The sequence below is a fragment of the Nitratidesulfovibrio sp. HK-II genome, assembly GCF_003402415.2.
Classification (GTDB): domain Bacteria; phylum Desulfobacterota; class Desulfovibrionia; order Desulfovibrionales; family Desulfovibrionaceae; genus Cupidesulfovibrio.
On the sequence record NZ_AP036014.1, the window covers coordinates 792,562 to 816,833 of the forward strand.

Sequence of the window (24,272 nt, forward strand, 5' to 3'; positions counted from 1 at the left end):
TTAGTTGCTGAACACCAGCCGCTTGCGGATGTCTAGGGTTACGGAGGCCAGGATATCGGCAATGCGCTTGCCAGCATGGCCGTCGCCGTACAGGGCGTTGCTTTGGTATTTGCCATGCGCCATCTGCTGCCTGATGGCCAAGTCGATGGCGTCATGGGCGTAGGGCGCGTGCACAACGTTGGGCCCATGCTCGCGGTTGGACTGGCGGGTGCCGATGTTGACGGCCGGCACGCCGAGCAAGGCGCCTTCGCGTAGGGCGGATGAGGAGTTGCCGACGAGGCAGGCGCAATTGTCGATGAGCCGCACATAATCTTCAGCGGAAAGATTCTTTACAAAGAACACGGGGTGGCTGCTGCGGCTTTCACGGAACTGGCGCAACCGCTTTGAGATCTGGTCTGTACCGGCATCGATGTTGGGCCAGAGCCAGACTGTCTGTACTTGCTGTGACAGGATGGCGTTCAGCGTCTCGTCGATTTGTGCGTAGGCCGAGCCGTATTCAGTGGTAACAGGATGTTGCAGCACCACAATGTATGGCTTCAGCGGGTCGATGGAATTTCCGACCCCGGGATTCCGTGCGAAAAAATCCTGGTCGAGCTTGGTCGAGGCAAGTGATGTCACGATGTCCATGGCCGGGCATCCGGTAAGGAAGACCTTGTCGGGGGCCTCTCCCATGCGGAGCAGCGTATCACGTGCCTTGGCCGTCGCAGGGAAGTGCACGTGCGCCAGTTTTGTGATGGCATGACGAACGCACTCGTCGATCGACCCTGTCTCTTCACCCCCCTGCGTGTGCGCCAGGGGGATGTTCATATAGCTTGCAGACACCGCTGTTGCCAGCGTCTCATGTCTGTCTGCGACCGTCAGGACAACATCAGGCTTCGTCTGCTCGAAAAGCGTCGAGAGTTCTATCATGCCGAGAGCTGTCGATTTTACCATGTTTGCGGGCGTATCGCCTTCAAGGGCCATGTAGACAACGGCGGATTCTTTGATGCCATCACTCCTGATGATGTCGATGACACGGCCGAAGCGATCCAGCAGGGCTGATGCCCCGACAATAAGCTGCAGTTCAAGCTGCGGATGCTCTTGTACAGCAAGAATGACGGATTTGATGCGCGCGTAATTCGCCCTGCTGTTCACTACGATGCAGATTTTTCTCATGTTATGTTCTGCCGAATCATGCGTTGTTGTCATCTAGGTCGCTCCACTGTAGCAGCCGGTCTGCGGTGATGTTTCTGCGTAGGCGGCGTCCCTGCAGGGAATCAAGATGTTCAGGAGGGATGCCCGTTGCCGGTTTCTTCAGCGTGAGCATGGACAGGTCAAGGACCGTGCCTGTGGGCAGGTCGCGAACGGGTGCGACGCTTTTGCCGAAAATCCTGCGCGAATCCGCCAGGGAGTGCGCCAAGGCGTCCTTATCGACGGGGTGCGTACGCATGACTTCCAGCGCATCACGAAAGGCCGCGAGGGTGGCGAATTCCTCGAACGTAAGGGAGGCAGGCACGTCGGGCCCGAACATGCTGCGATGGAAGGTGACGTGTACCTCTACCATTGCTGCGCCCCGGGCCATTGCCGCCATTGCCGGTTCAGTTCTTCCCGTGTGGTCGGACAGGCCGACCGGGCAGGCATACCGTTTGCGGAATTCCTGAAGAACGTTGAGCCCCACTTCCTCAAGACAGGAAGGATACTTGCTGGTGCACTGGAACATGGCGAACGGCGATCCGTCGCAGCGGAAGCCTGCTGCCAGTTGATCCAGTTCCGTGTAGCTCGCCATTCCTGTGGAAAGCAGGATCGGTTTTCCCGTTGCAAGGATGGCCTGCATCATGTCCGTCGAGCGGAGTTCTCCCGAGCCGATTTTCCATGCAGGGGTTCCCAGCTGGTCAAGCAGCCGTACGGCGGCTACAGAGAATGGCGAAGACAGGAACACCAGGCCGCATTCACGGGCATGTTCCGCCAAGCCCTGCCATTGCTCCGGCGTGAATTCCATGCGCTTCCAGTAATCATATCTGGTGGCGTCCTGTTTTGAAAAGAGCACCCGGAAGGGCTCGTCGCGCGTGGATTCGGCACTGGCGATGTGTGTCTGGAATTTGATCGCGTCGGCCCCGGCGACTGCTGCCGCCGAGACGAAGGCGTGCGCCATTCCCAGGGAGCCATCGTGAGCCTGGGCAACCTCGGCGATCAGGAATGGCTTGTTGTCATTCTGGATCGCCTTCCCGGCGATCATGATATCGCTATTCACGTGGGCCTCCCAAGCCGTGCTCTGCAAGCTCGCAGAGCCGCGCTGCAACAGCAGCTGCGGCGGTGCCTCGGTTGACTGAAACTTCCTGCTGCACCATCTGTTCGCGCTCGTGCTTGAGCCGTTGTGGTGAGGCAAGCTCGGCGGCGATCGTGGGGGCAAGATGCTCTGGTGAGAATACGCGGGTCACGCCGTTTGTGGCGAATATTCTTTCCAGGTGTTGCAAGGTTAGCTGCTTGAGAGGAATGTCGTATATGGATGTCTTCCATGTGCCGAACGCAATGTCGATAATCGGTTTGTCGAAAATTGCCGCTTCGATCATCTGTGTGGAGGCAACTTCGACACAGGCGTCGCAATGGTGGAACATATCAATAAGATCTTGCCCGTCGCGAGCATCAAGAAAGTAGTCCGCACCGTACGTCACCCTGACCGGTATTGGCATTGCGGCACGGCCATGCGGTAGGCTCCTCGCGATGTCGTGGTATTGATGAAGTAGTTGCTGTTCATCGTGAAAGGCGGGATGCGGGCGCAGCAATAGGCCGGTGCGAGGTGGGAATGCCTGTGTCAGGAGTCCTTCGACTAGATGTTTGACAAGACAGAGATTGCCGTCGTGGTACGCAGGATAGCCGAGCGACACGTATATGAGGTTGGCGGTGTCGGCAGCCAGGCCATGCTTGTGCAGGAACTCTTCGCGCGTGCACGAAGGGGAGGCGTTGAACATGGAATCCCACCCTGGCGCCCCGTCGACGAAGACGTGTTCAGGCGGCATGTCCAGATAGTGGATGGCCTCCTGGCGGGTAAGATGGCTCCAGACCAGCATGTAATCCGGGTGTACCGGGGGGTAGCCCTTGGTGGACGTTTTGTCCCAGCTTTGCACCACGGTGGCGATGGGAATTTGCAGCGCCTTGGCGGCGCACATGATTTGCCCGTCAAGTGCGAGCCCTGCGCTGGCTGTGACGAGCAGGTCCGGGGAAGTGTCTCTCAGGATGGCGTCGAATCCGCTGGAATGACACGTCATCCTGTATCCTAATTGGATGGCGCGTCGAAAGCACCTGCAATTGCCACCCGCATTGGCCATGGCGAGTGTCGCGATGTCCAGCAGTTGTTTGCCCCAAGGCTTGGCTTTCATGCTGCGTGCGACTTCGCTGCGCATGATTCTGCCGGAAGCGTTTTCGGGCAGGTCGCCACTCGCGTATGTCAGTTCAGCCGCCAGTGCAAGCATGGCATTGAGAGCCCTGCGACCGCGAACTGGATCGGAACTGAGACTGTTGTCTCCCCGCGATTTGCCGAGCCCCGCAGGCAGCGCCAGTACCTTGGCCTTGCTGCCTGCGGCCTGTCGCAACCCGTCAGCCAGGTTTGTGGGGACAAGCAAAGTTACGTCGACATGGTTCGCCATTTCTTCGATAACGCCCGAGAACACGAGCGTGCGTATGTCAAACGGACGGTAGGCAAACACGAGAACGTGCGGCGTGTGTTTCTGGGCGTTGGGTGGCATGTGATGGTCCGGCTTCCGCACTACGTGATGTCGTCAGGGATGTGGATCAGTTGGCGTTCGATCAGAAACTCCGCATAAGCGAAGTCTTCAGGGCCGTCCACGTCATGCGCGTACGGGCGTTCTATCACGAGGCCTGCCTGGTTGAGCCCGAAGCATCGATTTCCGGAGAGAATGGAGCTTGCGCGGAACGCAACAAGGTTGCCGAAACGATAATTCTTGGGCTTCAGCTGCTTGTTGTATGCGGCTTGCCGTTCTTTCTCATAACGGAATCGCACGTGCCCGTTTTCAAAGCTGCGCTGGTTCCATGCGTGCAGGTTGTGCGGAATGTCGGCAATGGTGAGTGCGGTGTCCAGGCTCTTGTCTTCCTTGAGCAGCTTGACAAGGCCGTCGATATGCTCCGGTAGCACGAACGGAGAGGTGGGTTGCAGCAGCACAATGATGCCGGGTGCCTCACCATCCTGCTGCTGCAGAACATGCAGCGCGTGCACCACGGCCTCTTCGGTCAGTGACTCATCCGTGGCAAGCTCTGCCGGCCTGTCAATGACGGAGACGCCGTACTTTTTGCAGCAAGCCGCGATATCGGGATGATCCGTCGAACATGCCAGTCCACCAAGCGAGGATTGCATTGCGTGTTTTGCCGCTGCAATGCAGTAGCTTATCAGCGGTTTTCCGCAGAGTGGATGGATATTCTTGAGCCGAAGTGACTTCGACCCGCCTCGGGCCGGGATGAGCCCGAGGGTCTTTTCCTCATTTATCGGTATCATCAGCATTGCTCGCGTTGTTTCTGAATACGGCGTGACTTGCTTTGAGCTCTTTCGGATCGATTGTGGCAAGCAGGCTTTCAACCTGTTCGCGCACCATGTCATACGCGCCATTCGCCACGATACGTCCGTTGTCCAGCACTAGAACGCAGTCGCCGTGTTTCGCGGTATTTATGCGGTGCGTCACGACAAGAATGGTGATGCCTGGCAGCGCCTGTCTGATTGCAAGGATGATGGACTGCTCAAGATTTTCTTCAAACGAGGTCGTGGCTTCGTCAAGAATGAGAAGTTCCGGGCTGCCGGCAAGTGCGCGAGCGATGGCGATACGCTTGCGTTGTCCTCCCGAAAGCTCCAACCCGCGATCGCCAACAATTGTATCAAGCCCTTCCGGTCGCGTGCCCAGCAGTGGCAGCAGGCCGGCAAGTTCCGCCGCGGCCTCTACTTCACGATCTGTCACATGTTGCCGCCCAAGGCGGATGTTGTCGCGGAGCGACCCGGTGAAGATGACGGCTTCTTGCGAAACGTAGCCTAGTTTGTTGCGCCAGCTTTTGATGTCGTAGTCGGATATATCGTGACCGGCCATGGCGATGGAACCCGATGTCGGGCTGTAGAAGCGGCCGATCATATCCAGGATGGTGCTCTTCCCCGCCCCGGAAGAGCCCAGAAGGTAGGTTGTTTTGCCTGCGGGGATCGATGCAGTCACATCGTGAAGTACCTGCCGGTCGTCCGAATAGCCAAAGGACACCGCGTCGAAAGTCAGCCCTTCGAATTTGGGCGCGGGCATCTTGTCGTTGTCGTCTGGCTGCTCGGCGGCCAGCCTCGGGTCTTCAAGCAGTTCAAAGACCAAATGCACGGAAGGAACCTTGTTTGAATAGGCCACCTTGATGGAAACCAGCTGACTTTGGGCCGCCATGAGGCGGACCAGGGCCAGCGCGAAGAAGGCTATTTTGGGCAGGACGAGCGCCAGTTGGTCGGGGGCGTATATATGCAGCGCGTAGAGCATGCCGCCGCCGACGGTGATGAAGATGAATTCCCCGACTGGCTGCGGCAGCCCTTTGATGATCTGGGTAAGAATGAAGACGCGGGTGAGCTGCGCCATTATCGAGCGGATGCCTGTGATTCTGAGCCGTTCAGCGCCGAACAGGCGAATTTCGCGCTGTGCCGACGCCGTTTCGTACACATAGCCGATAATCGACTGGGAAAGCCTGATGCTTTCCTTGCCGAGTCGGGATGCGGTGCCAAACAGAAGCTTTCTGATGGGAATGACAACCAGGCTGATCAGGGTTCCGAACACCGCAACTACACGCCAGTCCACAATCGCCATGCTTCCCACGAGAAAGCACACCATGAAGAAGTTGATCAGGTAGGTGAGATAAAAGTTGAGGAACCGCGATACCTCTGTGGTCTCGCGAATGATGTTGTTGGCAATAGTTCCGTGTCGTTGAGCGGCAATGACCGCATATGGCGCAAAAAGATAGCGCTGTCCCAATAGTTCCAACCAGTGCAGGCGCACTCTTTCCGCCGTTGCGGCGTTGAAGCTGAGGCTAGCTATGGAAAAGAACGACTTGAAGAAGTAGGTGAATATAAGGATTGCGCATAGTGCGCCGAATATGTCGTTGATTCCAAATGAATGCAGCGTGTTGATGATGACCTTAAGGGCGCCGCTTTGTCTGTCCGAGGCGGCATTGGCGTCGGACATCACTTCCAGAATGGGAAGAAACAACAGCCCGGACATGCTCTCAAGAAGCGCGCTGGCAACCATCAATCCAAGTGCCAAGAACAGGCGGCTGCGAGCTGGCCCGAACGCTCGAAGCATCAATTTGAAGGATTCGATCATGGATTCAGCGCTACGCCCATGTTTGCAAGCCTGTCGGCGTGACAATCAGTCTTGAAGCAGTAGAAATTGAAGGAAAGACCCTTTTGCGTGCCCCACCCTGGGGGCAGCGCGTCAGGGGATTCGATTTTTTCCAACCCGGAGTCGCTCCGATGAGCCTGCCAAATCGAGAAACCGCGCTCGGTAAACCAATTGAACGCGTGCTCGAAACTGCAATTAAAACGTTCCCAGTAGCGTGAGCATTCAACGCAGAGGAATGGTGGCTTTTCACCCGTGAGCAGGTTTTCCATCCCGTAAACGACGTCCATTTCCGGTCCATCAACATCGATCTTGACGAAATCCACGGCAGGCAAGGAGTGCTCTCTGACGATATCGTCCACCCTGACGACCGGGATGAGTATTTCATGATCCTGGCCAGCAACCCGCTGGATCAATCCGGCCCGCGCTTCGTGGGAAAAACCCAGCATTCCCTCTTGTGCTCCGGCGGCCAGGTTGAGCGGGGTGGTCCAGGTGCAGTTGTTCAGCTGCAACGCCTTGCAAAGGAACGGGAAATTGAGGGGGGACGGTTCAAGGGCCACGACCATGCCTGACGGTCCAACCGCGAGCGCTTCCTGAACGGCAGTCAGTCCCACCTGTGCGCCGACATCGATGACAACGTCACCGGGCTTGAGGCAGCGGGCGATGAGCTGGTCCAGCGCCTGCTCATGATGTCCCTGTCCGCAGCGCTGGGCCCAGATCCGGCTGGAAAGTACAGGGCGCAGTTCTTGGCCGTTATCCCATTCGACGGCCGGGGAAGGCAGGATTGGGATAAGTCTCTGCCCCAGCGGAGAGGGGCGCCACTGATGATGCTTGTCCAGATAGCAGAGTCCGGTAACCAGGCGGTAGTACTTTCGCAGGAGGCGGGTCAGAAGTCTCATGCCGGCTCCTTGGCCACTACGGCGGCAAAGCGCTGGTAGCCATCAAGGGTCAACGACTTGAGACCCGCACAGAACCAGTGGTGTTCCTTGGCCATGCGAATCAGCGGCTGGGAGAGATGCGGCTTGTGCACGTCGTCCACAATGATCATGCCGCCCGGGCGAAGGCCGCGCATGAGGCGGGGAAGGTGCTCCACGCGGCGCGCTATTGGCCGAACATCCAACACGACAAGATCGAAGTCGGTATCCCCTGAAGCCTCGAACGTATCCCAGGTCATCAGGTTGCTGGTGTCGAGTTGCGCAGCCTCCAGGTATTCCCGGGTGCGAGCCAGCCAATCCGCGCTGTCATCGACCGAGGTGACGTCCACAGGCGTGGCCTGCGACTTGGCGTAGCTGCGGAGGACATAGGAGGTGTAGCCGGATCCGAGGTCCACGAGGCGCCGGGGTTGCAGGACACGGCACAGCGCGGCCAGTAGCGCCGCAAGCTCGAGCGATGCGGCGGATGAGCCTACGGAAACCGTGGATGTGTATTCGGCGTGGGAGTCCTGCAAGTCTCGCTTCGCATCAGCCAGCAGAACGGGGAAGTCGATGCCGTTTGGCAGCAGGTTGATGATGTCATGCGCAGGGTCGAAATCAAGAACCTGAGGCTTTCCGAGTGCTTTCTTAAGCAAATTCAGTATCATTTTCATCTCCATCCGGGGCGTGCGTTGCCCGGGGGCATACGCGGGCGATTGTGCATTTGTCGCGTTTGATGCGCCGTTGTCGGGTCCCAGGGTCAAGAGCATTTGACGTTGTACAGTGCTTCGAACGTCAGGGCATGAAGCCGCCGCACCACGCGTGGCATTCCGGGGATGCGCATGAACCAGGGGTTGCAGCGCGGGACAAGGCGCGGCTTTGTGGCATGCTCTCCGAGAAGCTGCGCCACTTCCTCACGGTATCGGGGGTGTATCGTGTTTCCCAGGTGAATAACGCGCGGTTCGACAATGCCGAGCCGCATGATTTCAGTGGAGTTGAGATACTCGTCGAAGCCCCGATCCGACCCTTCAGTGTGCCAGGTTCTGTCGGCAGGAAAGAATCCCTGTAGAACGCTGCGCCGCGCAAGGAACTGCGCGTGCCACGATTGAATGTACGCAGAGACGTTGTTGCGTGTCACTCGAACCTGGGGATTCGCCAGCGCTTGAGCAAGGTAAGTGTCGGGCTGACTACCAAGACTCTCTCCGAATTCCCTGAACCAGTCGGGATTCGTGAACTGGCCTTGCTCTACGTGGATGTCTCTTGTCCTGTGGGCGATATCGATGCTCGTGGAGAGGGTGGCGGCCTGCAGGGCCGCTCCTTTCATGGGCAGTGGGGCGGCATTGACAATGCCTGCTTCCGGGTAGGCGTCGAGGACGGCCAGGCAGTCTTCCAGCCAGCCAGCGCGATGGAATATGTCGCAGTCGAAGAAGTAGACCAGGTCCGCTTGGGCAGCGCCAAATATCTGGCTCCATGCGCCGATTTTCTTCATGTTGCAAGAGGACAGCCATAACCACTGGATAATGTCTTCTCTGTGCAATTTCCGCAGGAAGTCTTGTACTTCACTACAACTGCCGTTGTCGTAAACCAACAAGTCGAAAGGGCGATCAACAGTGGCGCAGAGCGAGTACAGAGATGCCTTGAGAACATCGAGAGCCTCTGCATAGTAGTCATCAAGGCGGGGTATGTATACGACGGTGCATGCCAGAATATTTTCTGGCTTCTTGATGTCAAGGCGCACGATGTCAGGATTGTGCCGTGCAAACTTTGTTGGGTTCTCGCCTATACGCATGGATTTTCTGATTCCGCGGTTTTTTAAGGCTGATGATGCGATTAAAAATGCAATATGCCGTTTTGTTTCGTAGATGCTAGCTCAATTTCTTGAAAATAGTGAATTTTTGCGCTTCGCGCTTTTCAGCGGAATACCTCGCGGTGAGGTTGTTGTGCAGAAAAGCGCAGTTCGTATTCCTGCCATCGACAGCGAGCACGAACCCTGGTCTTAATTTTTGTTCTTGGAACAGCATGTCTGCGACTATTGCTCTGTTTGTCTCGCCTGTTCGGCAGTCAGAATACCCTCTGACATGGCGCGGATCTGGGCCGTCAAGGTATACCATGTCGGGCGCGATATCGAGTAGAGCCGGGTACACTATGCACATCATGGGGATGGTCGCGGGGCGTTTTTGATCGCGAAACCAGACACCGCGTTTGAATTCTTTTTGCCCGAAAGCCACTGCGGCAAATAGACGCAGCTCTGGAGTGTGCACTTGCATATCGATAAATGGTTTCAGGGCAGAGGGAACGCCAGCCATGGTATGATTTGCCCACTTGCTGTCCGACTCAATGGAAAGGATCTTCCCCTCCCAGCCTTGCCGGGCGTTTTCCATGAGGGCGTGAGCCATCGTTATTGTTGAAACGCCACTTCCATATTCCAGGATGAGCTTCGGGCGGGTTTCCTTGACCAATGCGTACAACGTGTGCAGGTCGTCATATTTCGGAGGCAGCGCCGAGCTGTCTCTGTTGGCAAAATTTTTTGTTATTCCGACGCGCTCAAGCACTTCCTTGCTTTTTCTGCAGTAGATTCCGTGCCTGAATGATTCGATTTTTCTAATGATTGTGCGCAGCACTGTAGCCTCCGCATTGGGGCGCGTTTATTGGTAGGCGGATGCATGGGGGGATGCTGGCTTCGAACATCCCAGGCCCAGGAAATCGGGTTCCGGTTCGTCGGAAAGTCGCCATGGCCTTGCCGCTGCCAGTCCGTGCTCGGTAGCGATAATGCGCTCCAGGGCGTTTACGTCGAAAAGGGTTGCGACCCAGTCGGGGCTCTGTTTTGCTATTGAAAGCAGCATGCGCGCATACAGGACGTCACCACCGTGAAACCCATCCAGAAACTCGCAGTCTGTTCCCCCGGCGACACTTGCGGATGTGAAGTCGAAAGCAGGTACGCCAAGCGTCTGTATTTTGTCGTGTAACGCCGGGAGGATGCCGTAGTCTCCGCGCATGTTCATGGCCTCAAGAACGGGTGAGGCCAAGGGCGGAAGGAGTATCGCTACGTGAATTCCCTTGGCTGTGAAGGTGTTGATAAGGTTTTGCAGGCGCTCCCATCTGTTCTCGTCGATGGTGTCTGCAGGTTCAAAGCGCCGGTTGCCATCCGTGACACGGCTCAATGTGTCAGAGAATTTGAAGTCCGGAAAGCTCTTCATTTTGACGATGCCAGACATGCCATGCCGCGATCCGTCGGTGGCAAAGCCGGTATTGTCGCAGATGGCGGCAATCCCGAGCATGTCCGTGGATTTGCGCGTTGAAAATGCATATTCCAGGGCGATATCGGGGGGAATGCGTTTTGCCGCGATCAACTCGACGATTTTAAAAAGCTGCTTCCATGACAGGGTGTTGCTTCCGTTTGGCGGGGCAGTGCTGGCGTCTTCCGGGCGAAGCGGGTTGTAATTCCAGAAATCGATACCGATGATGATGGCCTTGGGTGTATGGATGGCGAGCATGTCATTGGCAAAGGCTTCCATTTGCTGTGCAGTGTCGGCAGTCCCTGCGGCATTGAGCATGGACGCGCGAAAGCCGCCTTGTCTGATCTGCATCATGCGAGATGTGCCAAGGATGACGACATCAGGAAGTAATGCCTTGTATATGCTGAGTTTGTAAGCGTAGGTGTTGCCGTGGATCGCGGTTCCATACAGTCCGCCGTGCGTGCGCTGCTGGGTGACGATCTCATCCGTTGAGGCCAGTTCCCAAGTGTTTCTTGCGAACAGTAAAAGCGGTAGGGCCAAAAGCGCAGAGGCTAGCAGCGTGCCTAGCGTTGCGATCAAGTAGCTCTTCGCGGCGTGGAAGGTATGGCAGTTAGAATTGGAAATAGACAAACGGAGTGCTCCATCCCATCATGAAAAGTAGCGATACGGCAAGAGCAATGCCATGCGCGACACCCCAAGCGGGTGTGGATTGCCAGCGCAGTTTGCCTTGAGACAGGATCAACTCCTGGCTGTTTGGCAGCCCCCATACCCAGGCAAGCAGTACGCAAAGCGTCGCCAAGGCCAGTTTGGGCGGGTAGAATTCATGCGCGAAGGGGCTGCCGGCAACGAAAATGCCCTCAAGCATGGGGAACGCCGAGCGAATTCGCGCAGGAGCAGCGATGCCATTCACGCCAAGCATGGATTTCATGAGAGAGGCGGCGGAGGCAAAGTCGGGCGCGCGGAAAAGTACCCAGCCAAATACGGCGAACAGGAATGTGCCAGGAAGGGTAAGTGTCCGCGGCAGAGGCGGCTTTTCTTTTCGGTGCGCATTCCATGCGTGATTGATCATGACGGCAAGCCCGTGGTAGCCGCCCCATGCGACAAAGGTCCAGCCTGCGCCGTGCCACAAGCCTGCCAGCAGGAAGGTTGCCAGCAGGCGCAGGGCGCGTGCCGTCGGGGCGCCGCGATTGCCGCCAAGGGGGATGTAGAGATAGTCGCGCAGGAATCGGGAAAGGGTCATGTGCCAACGGCGCCAGAAATCAACGGGGCCAAGGGCCTTGTAAGGCGAATTGAAATTGAACGGAAAACGGATGCCGAAGCAATACGCCAGCCCGATCGCAATGTCTGCATAGCCCGAAAAATCGAAATAAAGCTGGAAGGTGAAGCCCAGCGCAGCAACCCAGGCTTCAGCCAGCGTGAGTTTCGTTCCGGCGCTTACGAGGGAGAAGCTAGGGTCTACAAGCAGTGAAAGAGGGTCTGCTATGCAGACCTTTTTGAAGAGTCCTGTTGCAATGAAGGCAAGCCCTGTGGCGATTGTTTCGTAGCGAAGGCCGAGCCTCCCATCATGCAGCTGGGGGAAGAAGTCGTCACGTCGCAGTATTGGGCCCGCAATAAGGTGTGGAAAAAAACTTACAAAAAGCCCGTACTGTATGAATGACTGTTCTGCGTGCCCATCGTGGTGGGCGTCTGTCAGGTATGCTATCTGGTGAAATGTGAAAAATGATATTCCCAAAGGAAGGGCAACGTCGAAGGCCGCAAGGTTGGTTCCGGTGACGGCATTTATATTTTCAAGGAAGAATCTTGCGTATTTGAATATGCAGAGGAGGGCGAGATTGAGCACTATGCCCAGGGCCAGCGCGTGGTTGCCATGGGTGTGTCGCTTGGCAAGTTGCTTTCCCATCCACCAGTTGAAGGTCATGGAGCAAAGAAGCAGAGGCAGGTGTTCGGGATACCACCATGAATAGAAAAGGCAGGACATCGCAAAAAGCCATGCCTGCAATGGTATTGGCGAACGCAGGCGTTGGGCGAATGCAGCGCCCAGAATGGTTGCCGGAAAAAAGCAAAGCAGGAATATATACGAGTTGAACAGCATGATTCGGTTTTTTGCTTGCCTGCTTGGTGATCTCGCTTACTTCGTTGGCCAGGGGAGAAGGATGGAGCCGCTGAATGGCCGCTCGCGGTGCTTCTCAATACGCATTGAGCTTCTGTTGTTCAAAGGCAAAACTGGCCAATATGTCTGCTATCTTTTCTCCGGATTTCCCGTCGCCGTATATGTAGCAGGGGGGGTAGGGGCCATGTGCAATCTGTGACTCTATCGCGCCAATGATTGTTGCATGGTCGTAGGGAACATCCGTGGCGTTAGGCCCTCTTTCGCGGCCTTGCTGTCGAGACCCAATGTTTACGACAGGCGTTCCAAGAAATGCGGCCTCCCTGATGCCACTCGATGAGTTGCCTACGAGGCAGGCGGCGTTCTTGATAAGCGGTGCGTAGAGCTCTATCGGCAGGCTTTTGAAAAGCCGCATGTGGGTAGGCGAGCGCCTTTCCCTGTACAGCCGCAGGCCCTTGGATATTCCGTCAGAACCGGCATCCATGTTGGGCCAGATCCAGAATGTGGGCAGTCCCAGCTTGTCGATGGCAAGGATTGTTTCGTTGATGTGCCCGAGGTTGTCGGCATATTCAGTGGTAACGGGGTGCTGGCTCACGACGATGTAGCGGCCGGGCTCGATGGCCAGTTCCGCCCCGACCCCTGCTTTTGTCTGGTGGTGTCGTATGGCCTCCATATTGTCGAGGTCCATGGACGCCAACACGTCGAAGCTGGTAGCGCCTACCATGAATATGCTGCCGGGCTTCTCGCCCATTTTTTTAATGCGCTCTGCGGCGTCTTTGGACGCAGGGAAATGAACATGCGCCATCTTTGTGATTGCATGGCGTATGGATTCATCTATCGATCCCGAGAGTTCTCCCCCTTCGACGTGGGCAACTGCGATGTTCATATAGGTGGCAGCCATCGTGATGGCCAGGCACTCATACCTGTCACCTATGATTACGACGACATCAGGTCTGAGATGGCCAAACGCATTGGCAAATTCCGTGACTGCCAGGCCAGCTGATTTCGCCATGGTCAGCGGCGTTTCTCCCTCGATGAGAAAGTGGATCAGGTGGTCGATAGGAAACTCGTCCACCAGCTTGTTTTCGAGAATTTTTCCATACTTGTCGAGGATAATGCTTCCGCCCACAACCACTTGCAGTTCAAGTTGCGGATGGTTGCGCACGGCGCGCATCACGGTCTTCATCTTTGCGTAATTCCCACGTGCCGTGAGTACGATACAAATGCGGCGCTTCACGAGAGATGTTCCTTTTTGACGACCGTATCGGCCTTGAGGGGCACAGATGTTCTTTTGCCGACGAGTTCCGTTAGCATTTCGGGAGGGTACCCGGTGCCGGGGCGTTTGGCCGTGAGCATTTCGTCCGTGAGTATGGTTCCCGCCGGGATGTCCCGCGTGGTGACCAGCGACTTGCGAGCCCAGGCGGCACTTTGTAATTCCAGCGAGGACGGCTGCTTGTCGCGCCGGCCAAGGCTTGCCTCGACCTCTCTCGCCTGTTGGATGAACAGGGCAAGGTCGTGCGGGCCGCAGGAAACTTTCCAGTCTTGCGCGTTGGGCACATTGAAATCCAGCGAAATGTGCTTCTCCACGATATTTGCGCCCATGGCGATGGCCGCAAGGGGGATATGGAACCCCGCGGTGTGGTCGGAGTACCCGGTGACCCCCTGGAATTCTTCTTGCAGCAAGGTCATTGCGCGCAAATTGACGTCGTCGGCCGGTGTCGGGTAGCGGGTCACGCAGTGCAGGATCGCGATGTCGCGGTTGCCAGTGCTCGTCATGGCTTCCACAGACCGGCGCACATCGGCGAGGGTGTGCAGCCCCGTGGAATAGATGACCGGTTTCCCAAGGCCCGCAACGCGCGCTATGAATTTCGGATTTGCCAGCTCTCCGGACCCGATTTTGTACACTGGCACATTGAGCGGCTCCAGATGGTCAAGGCTTTCGTCGTCATGTGCGGTCGCGAAGAAAATGATGCCCCGCTCGCGGCAGTAGTCGCGCAGGTCACGGAATGCCTCCGGGGGCAGGCTGCGCGAGCCCAGGCGATTCTTCCACTCAGCAGCCTCGTCGGCGATCAGTTTGTCGACGGAAAATATCTGGAACTTGACGGCGTCGGCACCGGACTCTGCGGCAAGATCCACCAGCTTCAGGGCTTTCTTGAAATCCCCGAAATGGGCCACGCCAGCCTCGGCGATGATGAAGCAAGGGGCATCGCCCCCTACGGGACGGCCTGCGATGTCAAACGTGGGTGAAATGATCATGCTGGTTCCGTTGGGTTGGTGCGCCGCTGCTGGTGAGCGGTTGGCTGGCTAAAGCTCTGCGTCCTCGATGATGTTGTGGTGTTGGAGGTACGCCGCGACTTCGTCCAGAGGCATTGGCTGCTCGAGGTTTGATCTGTACTCATAATGCGGGCGGGTGGTGTTGCCGCCATAGGCGTCGGCCGCAGGCAGTTCTGGCTGAAACGCGGACCTGACGATGAAGAAGTCTTCGGTTTCGTATGCCCTGCCGAGCTCTTCGCTGCTCATCAACTCTTCATACAACTTTTCGCCAGGGCGCTTGCCTACCACAGTGATGGGTATCTCCTGGGGGACAATGCCGCACGTCGAGCAATACAGGTCGCGCACGGCTTCAATCAAATCGACAATACGCAGGACTGGCATCTTCGTTACGAAGACCTCCCCTCCCAAGGCCAGTTGCAGCGCGGACAGCACAAGCTGCACGGCTTGGCGTCTGCTCATGACGAATCTCGTCATGTCGGGGTCGGTCAATGTGAGCGGCGCCCGGTTTTGGATTTGGCGAAGCAGCACGGGCACGACAGAGCCGCTGGATCCGAGAACGTTTCCGAAGCGGGTGGCCGAAAAAATGGTGCGGCGCCCGTGCCCCTGGGCTGCGGTGATCAGTCGTTCTCCCATGAGCTTGGAGGTGCCCATGATGCTAGTGGGATTGACCGCCTTGTCCGAGCTCATGAACACAACACGCTCGACGTTGTGTGAAACGGCAGATCGGATAATGTTCTGTACACCGTGTACATTGGTATTGATGATTTCGTCGGGGCAGCGCTCGCCAAGATATACATGCTTGAGGGCGGCACCATGAAGCACGATGTCAATGCCTTCCATGGCATTGTGCACGGACTTGCTATCGGCCACGTTTCCCACGATGCCTGTGAAACGGGGCTCGTCTCTGTATTGTTCTTGTAAATTGAATACTCCTGTCTCGTTGTGATCGAGCCCGCGAATTCCTAGCGCTCCTGTTCCCAGTATCTGGCGAACCAATTCATTGCCGATCGTGCCGCAAACGCCAGTTATGAGAACGTGTTTGTTTTTCAGTATCGATACGGGAAGTGTCATTACGTTTGGCCTCGTGGTGCGGATGTGTTTGCTACTGTCGTTGCAGCGCGCTGCGGGTAAGCATGTCGGAAAATAGTGTTTCGTAGCTATCGACTATCACGTCTGGCGCGAAACGCCGGTCTTGTTCCAAGGGGGGCCATTCCAGCACTTCGACGCAGCGTTCGGCAAAATATTGAATGTCGCCCGGGGGGACGAGGAATCCGTCGCGTTTATCACGGATGATTTCTCGCGGGCCGGTGGGGCAGTCAAACGCGACTGTCGGAGTGCCGGAAGCCAGAGATTCCAGCAGCACGTTGGGAAAACCCTCGCAGTCCGAGGTCAGCAGGGTGGCGCTGGCCTTGAGGTAGTATGGTCGCAGGCCTTGCTGCCAACCCTCGAGGATTACGGAACCGGAAAGTCCCAGGTCCCTGACGCGCCGCTCTAACATGGTGCGGTCCGGGCCATCACCAACAATGCGCAAGACAAGATTCGGGCGTAGTTGCCGTGCACGGGCAAATGCTTCCACTAGCTTGTCAATGCCTTTCGGGGGCTGCAGACGGCCCACGAAAAGCAACTCGGGCGGTGTTGCCCGTTGGGCGGTGCTTGGTAGAGGGGCTAGATAACATTCAGCCACAGGATTGGGAATAACTGAAATGCGAGTCCTCTCTATTCCCCACTCTGTAGCCATTTCCTCTTTCATTTTGCCGCATTGAGCTATGTAGTGGTCGGCCCGCCCGTAGATGGCCCTGGCTATGGCCGGGGCGAGTTTACGTTGCCATAAGGAACGCTGTGATCGGCAATAGGCGCTCATGGCCGTCACGTTCCGCGGGAGAAGAATAAAGTTTCCGAGGCCTGCGGCGCGGATGAGCGTCAGGGCAACAGCCAGGCCATATATCCACGGCACGACGAGCTTTGGTTGGTGGCGCCGGATGTATGCGGCAAGCGGAACAAGGCTGGTGCGCGCATGGCGGCAGTCCAGCGCGACGTGTCTGACGGAATCCGGCAGCGGCCCGAAGGCGATGGGCTCATCCTGAAACAGGGTGACGATGGTTACCGCCCACCCCCTTGAAGCAAGTGCGCATGACAGCGTGTGGCATACACGCTCGGCGCCGCCGGTGCCGAGCGTGTTGAGTACGAACGTGACTTCACGCCTGTCTGGTTTTGGCATGGCAACTCTCCAGGTGTGACAGGATGTTCGCGGCCCTGATTTTCCACGTGTGGTGCCTCAGGAAGCGCTCCCTTCCCCGCAACGCCAATTTCTCGCGTAATTCAGGCGAGTCCTTTAGGGTGGCCAGAGCCCGGTCCCAGTCCTCGGCGTCCTCCGGCTCGGCCAGCAGGCAGCATTCTCCGTCCTGGACTATTTCTTCAATGGCAGGCATGCGCGAGGCAATGAAGGGGCGCCCTGCCGCCATGTATTCGAAGATTTTGAGGGGGGACATGTAGGCGCTGGTGTCACATATGTCTCCATGTATGTGTACCTTGTGGGCATAGGGGGCAAGAAGTATGTCCATGTTCCCATATGTGTCTGGTATTTCAGCCGGTTTGATGTGCCCAAGAAAGAGCACATTGTTCGGAGGCTGTCCCTTTTTGTAGTGGGCGATCTGTTCAGGGGGGCCGCCTATAAGTACGAAGTCCACATCGGGCTGTCGCGCAGCCAGCGAAAGGATGAGCTCAATACCACGGCCTTGGTACAAGCTGCCCACATATCCCACGCGCAGTCGGTTTCCGCTGGTGTTATGGGGCGGTGGAGGAGGTGGGCCGGTATCGTCAGCCGCATCATGGGCCACAAGGATGTCTTGCGGTGAAAGGCGCGGATGGTTCGCTAGGTAGTATCGCTTCAACGTGTTGCTTATGGCCACTATGCCTTTGAACCCTCCGGACTTCATGAGGAAATTCTCAACGCGTCGCGCGAGTGGGGTGGGGGGGAGGCCGTGCGTTTCGTACGCGACAGGTATGCCTGTCGCGCCGAGCAGCGCGAGTGCGAGAGGGTCTCTTCCGTAGTATATGTCGTTTTTTTTCAGCAGTAGCGCCGCGTGTGCAGCGCATGCTGCGGAATACATAAATACTTTTATTTTTGGAAACCCAGCTAAATTTTTTTGGTGTATGGTGAAGGTTTTTCGAGTTCCGTAGTATTTGAAGATGTCCGTTTCGGAGCATAGGCCTCTTTGCGCAAAAAGGTGCACGTCGAGGCCAATGTCGGAGAAGGCAGCCGCCATACGCATCACGTGTATGGAATTTGCTGTCATTGATGGTAGCTTTGAGAATGATAGATACGCTATCCGTGCCATTGTTTTGTCGATTCTTTGGAAGGTTAGGAGGATTTAGTTTTTACTAAAGAGCGTGCTGCAAGTCTGGCTAACGCATATATTAAAGAGAACATTACGGTTGGTATAAACCAAGGATGAAACTTCGCAGCCAGAAGTATTCTGCTTCGCGCTATTCTGTAAAAGCCAATGAGGGAGCGATGCTTGCGCGACCATGTGCTGCTTCGTCCTTCGCGGTGAAGGATTTCTGCATCTTTTGCGTACGATATGTTGAATTTTCCGTTGGCGCTGAACGCCCAGTCTTGCTCTTCGCAATAAAGAAAGTAGCGTTCATCCATCAGTCCAACTGTTGAAATAAAATTTCGTGATGCAAGTACGGAAGCGCCGTATATGAAGTTGATGTTTTTTTCCACTTCTTCTGTGGGGATAGCCTTGGCTTGGTCGACAGAATAGCCTTGCCCCGCCAAGGTGGATAGTCCCGTTGCGCGGCTTGTTCGCCCGCCCCCCATGCATTGCACGACATTTGGTTCGTCAAAGTATCGTACCAGGGCACCGCACAATCCTGGTCGGGGGGCGTTGTTGAGTCGGGTCCAGAGTGCGCCAAGCGTATCTGGGAAAACCAGAGTGTCGTTGTTCAATATCCACACAGCTTTGGCGCCGTGCTGCATGGCTATCTTGATGCCTATGTTGTTCCCCGCAGCATAGCCAAGATTCTTGTCTGCAGTGACAAGATTGATGCGGGCAGGTTTAAATGATGTCGATAGTGCAGTATTCGCATCGGCGGATTTGAACTGTATACTGCCGGATTTATTGTTCATCCATTCTGAAATGTGAATCTTTGATTTGTTTGTCGATGCATTGTCAACGATGATGATAAAGCGTGGCGATGGTGAAAGCAGAAGGAGACTTTCTGCGCACGCAATAGTGTCCTCCCAGCCGTTGTAGTTCAGGACGACAACAGCGACATCCAGGAGCGATGATTTCATATGGTTTCTCTAGAGCAGGTATGAGTTGCTGCCCGTCATGCTGGCGCAATGGGGGCATGCATCACTTGTGGGTCAAGTTGCAGGCTTTCTGCGGCGGGCAGTCATTCATGGTATATGGTGCCGAACTGTCTGTAACCTTTATTAGTTTGCGTGGGCAATAATTTAAAATGTTCTGAAAAATTACAGGCTCTGGTAACTAACGTCAATATTTGGCACCCGCCAGCGGAGAGTGGTGGGCCAGTATCCTGCGTGACGCGCACGGGAAGGGCCGCTTGGGGGTTGCGAGTGCGCGTAAAGGGCAAAGAGAAAGGGCCGCAACGTGGGTTGCGGCCCTTTATTCTCGTGGTGCCGAAGGGGAGAGTCGAACTCCCACTCCCTTGCGGGAACTAGACCCTGAACCTAGCGTGTCTACCAATTCCACCACTTCGGCGCGGAGAAGTCGTATAGCCGCATGGCGGCGTGCTTGGCAAGCAGTTTTTTGCGAACGTGCCGAAATATGTGTGCGCCTTAAAGGAAGGCACGCAGGGGGCGCGCCGCCCCGCCCCGGAGGATGGCGGTGCCGCGGCATGGCTGGCCCGTGGACGGGAGCATCGGCCGGTCCGCCCCTGCCGCCCTTGAACCCGCGGGCCGTTTGGGGTAGCACGAAACGGCGCGGAGGAACCTTGCCGGGCCGCACGGGCGGGCTTCAGGGCCATCCGTCCGGCGGGGGCATCCGCACGCTGTTTCGCCAGTGCGGGCAGCCGTCCGCCGCTCCGCACTCCGCCGCGTGGGCCGCCACTACCGGCCCGACCCGGCCGCCGCGCCGCGCACCATTCCGCCGTCACGAGTATTCATGGAAATCGCACGCGAACTACAGGAAATCGGCCTCGACCTTTCGCGGGGCAGTTGCGTCACCGTCGGCAACTTCGACGGCGTGCACAACGGCCACCGCAAGCTCATCGGGCGGGTCATGGCCAAGGCCGCCGCGCTCGGCGTGCCCTCGGTGGTGGTCACCTTTTGCCCGCATCCCCTGCGGGTGCTGGTGGGGCCGCACACTCCCCCGCTGATCACCGACTACGAGAAGAAGCTGGACCTGTTCGAGGCGCTGGGGGTGGACCTTACCCTGATGCTGCGCTTCACCCGCGAGATGGCCGCGCAGGAGCCGGAAGAGTTCGTGCGCCGCGTGCTGGTGGACGCCCTGCACGTGCGCGAACTGGTCATCGGCTACGATTTTTCGCTGGGCAAGGGGCGCAAGGGCAACTTCGAACTGCTCCAGCGTCTGGGCGCGCAGTACGGCTTCGCCACAGAACGGCTCGACCCGGTGATCATCAACGACGCCGTGGTCAGCTCCACCCGCATCCGCGACCTGATCCGCTCGGGCGACGTATGGGACGTGCGCCCGCTCATGGACCGCTTTTACGCCATCCGTGGCAAGGTGGTGCGCGGCATGGACCGGGGCGGCAAGCTGCTGGGCTTTCCCACCGCCAACATGGAGCCGCGCGACGAACTGATGCCGAGGCCCGGCGTGTACGCCACCTGGGTGCAGATCGACGGGCAGGTGTACCAGGGCGTGACCAACGTGGGCTACAACCCCACCTTCGACAACGCCCGGCTCAGCGTGGAAACGCACATCCTCGATTTCGACCGCGACATCTACGGCTGGGAGATTCGCGTCTCGTTCGTGCACCGCCTGCGCGACGAGCGCAAGTTCTCCGGCCTGGACGAGTTGGTGACCCAGATCCGCCGCGACGTGGACCTGGCCCGGCAGATACTGTCCGCGCCCGACGCGCGCCTGTAGCCTTCCGGCAGGATGCGTCCCCCGCCAGGGCCTGCTCTGCGTTCTGCCGCTTGGGCTGGATCCGCCGGACCGCCGTATCGGCCGGACTCGCCGACCTTGTGGATTTTTCGCCCCGCCGCGCCCGGCCGTGTGCCGCGCCGCGCGGCCCGCATGCCGCCGTAACGCACAGCGCCCCTGTGTGTTGACGGCGTGCACGCGTTACCGCGAGTCCGGAAACATCGGGACTGGAAGCGCCATACCCAAGGAAGCACCATGCTGCGCATGCTCAAGAAACCCGTGCACGAATTCCTGCGCCTGTACCGCACCGTGGCCTACGTGCGCCTCGGCGTACTGGGCATGGGGCTGGGCCTGCTGTCCGGATGCGCGGCCATCCTGTTCTTTCTGGGCATAGAGGCGGGCAAGCACTACATTCAGGTGGTCTGGGCCGGGCTGTCCTTGCCCGCCCCGGCCGGGGAAACCCTGTTCGGCCACGCGGAATCGGCCGCGCGCATCTACCGGCCCTGGGTCATCGTGGCGGCGCTCGGCATTACCGGTCTGGTCACCGGCTGGCTGGTGCAGCGCTTTCTGCCCAACAGCCTCGACGGCATGACCGACGGCACCGACGCCATGATCCGCGCCTTCCACGCGGAAAAGGGCGTCATCCGCAGGCGGGCTCCGCTGCTGAAAGGGCTTACCTCCATCTGCACCATCGCCGCCGGGGGCAGCGCCGGGCGCGAGGGGCCGGTGTCGCAGATCGGGGCGGGCATCGGCTCGTGGCTGTCCATGCGCCTGGGACTTTCCCCGCGCGAGCGGCGCATCCTGATGCTGGCGGGCGCGGCCGGAGGGCTGGGCGCGGTGTTCCGCGCGCCCCTGGGCGGCGCGCTGACCGCCATCGAGGTGCTGTACCGCGAGGACTTCGAGTCGGAGGCCCTGCTGCCCGCCGTGCTTTCGTCGGTGGTGTCCTATTCGCTGTTCACCTTCGTGTTCGGCACCGCGCCCATCTTCGGCATTCCCCGCTTCAGCTTCACCTCGGTGCTGGAACTGCCCTGGTACCTGCTGCTCTCGCTGGCCTGCACGGCCACGGGCTGGGCCTACGTACGCACCTTCCGGGTGCTCAAGTATTCCGTGTTCGGCAAGCTGCGGGCGCGGGTGGGCATCATGTGGACCACGGCCCTCGGCGGCGTGCTCATGGGCCTGTTCGGCATCCTGTACCCGCCCGTGCTCTCCGACGGCTACGGCTGGATAGAGCAGGCCATCCTGGGCCAGTTGCCGGTGGTCACCATGGTGACGATACTGCTGGGCAAGACGCTGGCCACCGCCGTCACCCTGGGCTCGGGCATGAGCGGGGGCATGTTCGCCCCGGCCCTGTTCGTGGGCGGCATGACCGGCGGAGTGGTGGGCTTTGCGGCGCAAGAGATCCAGCCGAACGTGGTCACCCAGCCCGGCGGCTACGTGCTGGTGGGCATGGCCGCTTTTTTCGCGGGCATCGCCCACGCGCCCATCGGGCCGCTGGTGATGGTCTGCGAACTCACCCAGGGCTACGGGCTGCTGGCCCCGCTGATGCTGTCCTCGGCGGTGTGCATCCTGCTGGGGCGGCGCACGGCGCTGTACGAAAACCAGGTGGAGAACAAGTTCGAGTCGCCCGCCCACCTTCAGGACGCCACGGTGAACCTGCTGGCCACCATGCGCGTGCGCGACTGCTACACCCGTGGCCGGGTGGCGGTGGTGGAAGAGAACGTGACCCTGAAGGCCCTCACGGACATCATCGCGGGCACCCAGGCGTTCACCTTTCCGGTGCGGGGCATGCATGGCAGGCTGAACGGCCTGCTGGCCGTGCAGGACGTGCGCGGCATCCTGTACGAGGCGGACCTGTTCGACCTCGTGCTGGCGGGCGACCTGGCTCGCCCCCTGACCGCCCTGACCGAGGACGACGACCTGTACACCGCCCTGCTGGCCTTCGTGGAGACCGACCTTTCGCAACTGCCCGTGGTCTCCAAGGACAACGAGGAACAGGTGCTGGGCCTTCTGGAACGGTCCGACCTGTTCCGGGCGTACAGCGAGTCGCTGAAGGCGCTGCGGGAGGATCAGTAGGAGGCCGCCCTGTCGGTCCCGCCTGTCGGTCCCGCCTGTTGGCCGGGCCTACCGCCGATGCCCCCCGGCGTTGCACGCCAGCAGGGGGCAGAAGGCCAGCGCCTCGTCGGTGAGGGCCGTGGCCGCCCCTTCCCCCCTGTGGAGGGCCAACGGCGGCTCCACCACAAGACCGGGCCTGCCCGCGCGGCGGGCCTCCATCAGCACCAGCGTGGCCGGCCCGTCGGCACGGGAATGGACGCAGCGCATCCGCTTGGGTTCCAGCCCCGCCGTGCGCAGCTCCTGCAGCAGGTCGGGCAAGCGGTCCGGCCCGTATACCCAGCAGCTGCGGCCTCGGGCGCGCAGCAGGCGCGCCGCAGCCCGCGCGAAGGCGGGCAGGGTTTCTGGCGTCTCGAACAGGGCGCGGGTGCGCTGGCTGCTGGGCGAGGGGCGGCCCGAGCCGTGCCGCCGGTAGGGCGGGTTGGCCACCACCAGGTCCATGGACCCGGCCTTGGGCAGGGCGTCGGACGTTGACGTGGCGGTAGCGGCAAGGTCGGCCCGCAGCACCCGGAAGCGTTCCGTCAGCCCCAATCGCGCCGCGTTGTCCCGCGCGGCGTCGGCCATTTGCCCGTCGATCTCGATGCCCGTACCCGTCAGGCTCGCACTTGTCAGGCCCGCACTTGTCAGGCCCGGCTGCGCCAGCAGCAGGGCCAGCCCCACCACGCCGCACCCGGCGCCAAGGTCCGCGAAGGCCAGCGCCTTGCCGTGACCCGGCATGGCCCGCGCATCAGGGGCAATTGCGCCCTTCTGGCGAGGTTTCCTTTCCATTCCCGTCAACCCCTCTCCCGCGAACGCCGCCAGCAGCAGGGCGTCCAGGGAAAAGCGGAAGCTGCCTTCCGGCTGGGCCAGGCCGCGCGGGAACAGGGCGCGGGCCTGCAGGATGGCGTCGGGCAGTGTGGCGGGCTCGACCATCTTCGGGGCAGGCGGCATGGCGTCCGGGCGGGGTTCTGCGGCAGGGTTGTTCATGGGCGCAGGCTATCCGGGCGGCACCCAGTTGACAACCCGGCGGGCAACCGGGTCGGCAACGGGCTGGTAACCAACCGACAGTCGGGCGGGGTGGCCCTGTTCGCCAACCCATTTGCCAAGCTAGTCTATTTTGATAGACAAAAGGTCACGGGCCGGATTCGTGCGGCGGGGTCCGCCACGCAATCCCCGGCCTTCTCGCGGTCCATCGTTCGCGGACCGGGGCCTTGCCCCGGCGCAACCCGGCCCGTAGCACACCAGCC

At 58.9% G+C, this 24,272-nt stretch carries 20 protein-coding genes and 1 tRNA gene; 2 read left to right on the plus strand and 19 right to left on the minus strand.

The genetic code is table 11. The annotated features are described in order from the left end of the window. The 18 genes from neuC (RVX_RS03100) to RVX_RS03185 form a co-directional block, all read right to left on the minus strand. Window positions 1–1,188: a UDP-N-acetylglucosamine 2-epimerase gene (gene neuC / locus RVX_RS03100; RefSeq protein WP_420192365.1), complete on the minus strand. Its 1,188-nt coding sequence runs from the start codon at window positions 1,186–1,188 to the stop codon at window positions 1–3. Next, window positions 1,172–2,230 carry an N-acetylneuraminate synthase family protein gene (locus tag RVX_RS03105; RefSeq protein ID WP_420192364.1) on the minus strand — a complete coding sequence of 353 codons (1,059 nt, stop codon included), beginning with the start codon at window positions 2,228–2,230 and terminating at the stop codon, window positions 1,172–1,174. Before RVX_RS03105 ends, neuC (RVX_RS03100) begins: the two co-directional genes overlap by 17 nt. After that, the gene (locus RVX_RS03110; RefSeq protein WP_420192363.1) at window positions 2,223–3,722 is read right to left on the minus strand and encodes a hypothetical protein; all 1,500 of its coding nucleotides are present in this window, start codon (window positions 3,720–3,722) and stop codon (window positions 2,223–2,225) included. Before RVX_RS03110 ends, RVX_RS03105 begins: the two co-directional genes overlap by 8 nt. Window positions 3,723–3,742: 20 nt before the next feature. After that, a complete protein-coding gene (locus RVX_RS03115) occupies window positions 3,743–4,492 on the minus strand; it encodes a cytidylyltransferase domain-containing protein (RefSeq protein ID WP_172596673.1) in 750 nt (249 codons plus the stop codon). Next, window positions 4,470–6,320 (minus strand): ABC transporter ATP-binding protein, encoded by a 1,851-nt coding sequence (locus RVX_RS03120; RefSeq protein WP_116308081.1) that lies wholly within the window; start codon window positions 6,318–6,320, stop codon window positions 4,470–4,472. Before RVX_RS03120 ends, RVX_RS03115 begins: the two co-directional genes overlap by 23 nt. Further along, window positions 6,317–7,234: an FkbM family methyltransferase gene (locus tag RVX_RS03125; protein ID WP_116308080.1), complete on the minus strand. Its 918-nt coding sequence runs from the start codon at window positions 7,232–7,234 to the stop codon at window positions 6,317–6,319. Before RVX_RS03125 ends, RVX_RS03120 begins: the two co-directional genes overlap by 4 nt. After that, complete coding sequence (locus RVX_RS03130; protein WP_420192362.1) at window positions 7,231–7,920, minus strand: hypothetical protein; 690 nt, start codon at window positions 7,918–7,920, stop codon at window positions 7,231–7,233. Before RVX_RS03130 ends, RVX_RS03125 begins: the two co-directional genes overlap by 4 nt. Before the next feature lie 86 nt (window positions 7,921–8,006). Next, a complete protein-coding gene (locus RVX_RS03135; protein WP_116308078.1) occupies window positions 8,007–9,035 on the minus strand; it encodes a glycosyltransferase family A protein in 1,029 nt (342 codons plus the stop codon). A 76-nt stretch (window positions 9,036–9,111) separates the two neighbouring features. After that, window positions 9,112–9,867: a hypothetical protein gene (locus tag RVX_RS03140; protein WP_147307546.1), complete on the minus strand. Its 756-nt coding sequence runs from the start codon at window positions 9,865–9,867 to the stop codon at window positions 9,112–9,114. Window positions 9,868–9,891: 24 nt separating this feature from the next. Then, window positions 9,892–11,112, minus strand: a complete 1,221-nt coding sequence (locus RVX_RS03145; protein ID WP_147307545.1) for a hypothetical protein — start codon at window positions 11,110–11,112, stop codon at window positions 9,892–9,894. Beyond that, window positions 11,093–12,574, minus strand: coding sequence for an MBOAT family O-acyltransferase (locus RVX_RS03150; protein WP_116308076.1), 1,482 nt, complete (start codon window positions 12,572–12,574; stop codon window positions 11,093–11,095). The genes RVX_RS03145 and RVX_RS03150 overlap by 20 nt, the downstream gene beginning before the upstream one ends. Before the next feature lie 94 nt (window positions 12,575–12,668). Continuing rightward, a complete protein-coding gene (gene neuC, locus RVX_RS03155) occupies window positions 12,669–13,826 on the minus strand; it encodes a UDP-N-acetylglucosamine 2-epimerase (RefSeq protein WP_116308075.1) in 1,158 nt (385 codons plus the stop codon). Continuing rightward, the gene (locus tag RVX_RS03160) at window positions 13,823–14,845 is read right to left on the minus strand and encodes an N-acetylneuraminate synthase family protein (protein ID WP_116308074.1); all 1,023 of its coding nucleotides are present in this window, start codon (window positions 14,843–14,845) and stop codon (window positions 13,823–13,825) included. The genes neuC (RVX_RS03155) and RVX_RS03160 overlap by 4 nt, the downstream gene beginning before the upstream one ends. A 48-nt stretch (window positions 14,846–14,893) precedes the next feature. Then, a complete protein-coding gene (locus RVX_RS03165) occupies window positions 14,894–15,934 on the minus strand; it encodes an SDR family NAD(P)-dependent oxidoreductase (RefSeq protein WP_116308073.1) in 1,041 nt (346 codons plus the stop codon). 31 nt (window positions 15,935–15,965) lie between these two features. Continuing rightward, window positions 15,966–17,081 carry a glycosyltransferase gene (locus tag RVX_RS03170; protein ID WP_116308072.1) on the minus strand — a complete coding sequence of 372 codons (1,116 nt, stop codon included), beginning with the start codon at window positions 17,079–17,081 and terminating at the stop codon, window positions 15,966–15,968. Beyond that, window positions 17,059–18,201 carry a glycosyltransferase family 4 protein gene (locus RVX_RS03175; RefSeq protein WP_116308071.1) on the minus strand — a complete coding sequence of 381 codons (1,143 nt, stop codon included), beginning with the start codon at window positions 18,199–18,201 and terminating at the stop codon, window positions 17,059–17,061. The genes RVX_RS03170 and RVX_RS03175 overlap by 23 nt, the downstream gene beginning before the upstream one ends. 23 nt (window positions 18,202–18,224) lie before the next feature. After that, window positions 18,225–19,163: a glycosyltransferase family 2 protein gene (locus RVX_RS03180; RefSeq protein ID WP_116308070.1), complete on the minus strand. Its 939-nt coding sequence runs from the start codon at window positions 19,161–19,163 to the stop codon at window positions 18,225–18,227. 343 nt (window positions 19,164–19,506) lie between these two features. Next, window positions 19,507–19,593: transfer RNA gene (locus RVX_RS03185), tRNA-Leu, on the minus strand. 402 nt (window positions 19,594–19,995) lie between these two features. Here RVX_RS03185 and RVX_RS03190 point away from each other — a divergent pair. Then, on the plus strand, window positions 19,996–20,940 hold the full coding sequence (locus RVX_RS03190) for a bifunctional riboflavin kinase/FAD synthetase (protein ID WP_116308069.1): 945 nt from the start codon (window positions 19,996–19,998) through the stop codon (window positions 20,938–20,940). 252 nt (window positions 20,941–21,192) lie between these two features. Beyond that, on the plus strand, window positions 21,193–23,010 hold the full coding sequence (locus RVX_RS03195) for a chloride channel protein (protein WP_116308068.1): 1,818 nt from the start codon (window positions 21,193–21,195) through the stop codon (window positions 23,008–23,010). Window positions 23,011–23,058: 48 nt separating this feature from the next. Here the strand turns inward: RVX_RS03195 and RVX_RS03200 are convergent, their stop codons facing one another. Continuing rightward, window positions 23,059–24,012, minus strand: a complete 954-nt coding sequence (locus tag RVX_RS03200) for a tRNA1(Val) (adenine(37)-N6)-methyltransferase (RefSeq protein ID WP_116308067.1) — start codon at window positions 24,010–24,012, stop codon at window positions 23,059–23,061. Between the last annotated feature and the right edge of the window lie 260 nt (window positions 24,013–24,272).

Excerpts from the sequence above, each read along its gene's own strand:
- RVX_RS03175 (WP_116308071.1), bottom strand. The coding sequence starts at position 18,201 with ATGGCACGGATAGCGTATCTATCATTCTCAAAGCTACCATCAATGACA.
- neuC (WP_420192365.1), bottom strand. The coding sequence starts at position 1,188 with ATGACAACAACGCATGATTCGGCAGAACATAACATGAGAAAAATCTGC.
- RVX_RS03135 (WP_116308078.1), bottom strand. The coding sequence starts at position 9,035 with ATGCGTATAGGCGAGAACCCAACAAAGTTTGCACGGCACAATCCTGAC.
- RVX_RS03195 (WP_116308068.1), top strand. The coding sequence starts at position 21,193 with ATGCTGCGCATGCTCAAGAAACCCGTGCACGAATTCCTGCGCCTGTAC.
- RVX_RS03190 (WP_116308069.1), top strand. The coding sequence starts at position 19,996 with ATGGAAATCGCACGCGAACTACAGGAAATCGGCCTCGACCTTTCGCGG.
- RVX_RS03115 (WP_172596673.1), bottom strand. The coding sequence starts at position 4,492 with ATGCTGATGATACCGATAAATGAGGAAAAGACCCTCGGGCTCATCCCG.
- RVX_RS03120 (WP_116308081.1), bottom strand. The coding sequence starts at position 6,320 with ATGATCGAATCCTTCAAATTGATGCTTCGAGCGTTCGGGCCAGCTCGC.
- RVX_RS03170 (WP_116308072.1), bottom strand. The coding sequence starts at position 17,081 with ATGCCAAAACCAGACAGGCGTGAAGTCACGTTCGTACTCAACACGCTC.
- RVX_RS03110 (WP_420192363.1), bottom strand. The coding sequence starts at position 3,722 with ATGCCACCCAACGCCCAGAAACACACGCCGCACGTTCTCGTGTTTGCC.
- RVX_RS03130 (WP_420192362.1), bottom strand. The coding sequence starts at position 7,920 with ATGAAAATGATACTGAATTTGCTTAAGAAAGCACTCGGAAAGCCTCAG.
- RVX_RS03200 (WP_116308067.1), bottom strand. The coding sequence starts at position 24,012 with ATGAACAACCCTGCCGCAGAACCCCGCCCGGACGCCATGCCGCCTGCC.
- RVX_RS03125 (WP_116308080.1), bottom strand. The coding sequence starts at position 7,234 with ATGAGACTTCTGACCCGCCTCCTGCGAAAGTACTACCGCCTGGTTACC.
- RVX_RS03160 (WP_116308074.1), bottom strand. The coding sequence starts at position 14,845 with ATGATCATTTCACCCACGTTTGACATCGCAGGCCGTCCCGTAGGGGGC.
- RVX_RS03180 (WP_116308070.1), bottom strand. The coding sequence starts at position 19,163 with ATGAAATCATCGCTCCTGGATGTCGCTGTTGTCGTCCTGAACTACAAC.
- RVX_RS03165 (WP_116308073.1), bottom strand. The coding sequence starts at position 15,934 with ATGACACTTCCCGTATCGATACTGAAAAACAAACACGTTCTCATAACT.
- RVX_RS03150 (WP_116308076.1), bottom strand. The coding sequence starts at position 12,574 with ATGCTGTTCAACTCGTATATATTCCTGCTTTGCTTTTTTCCGGCAACC.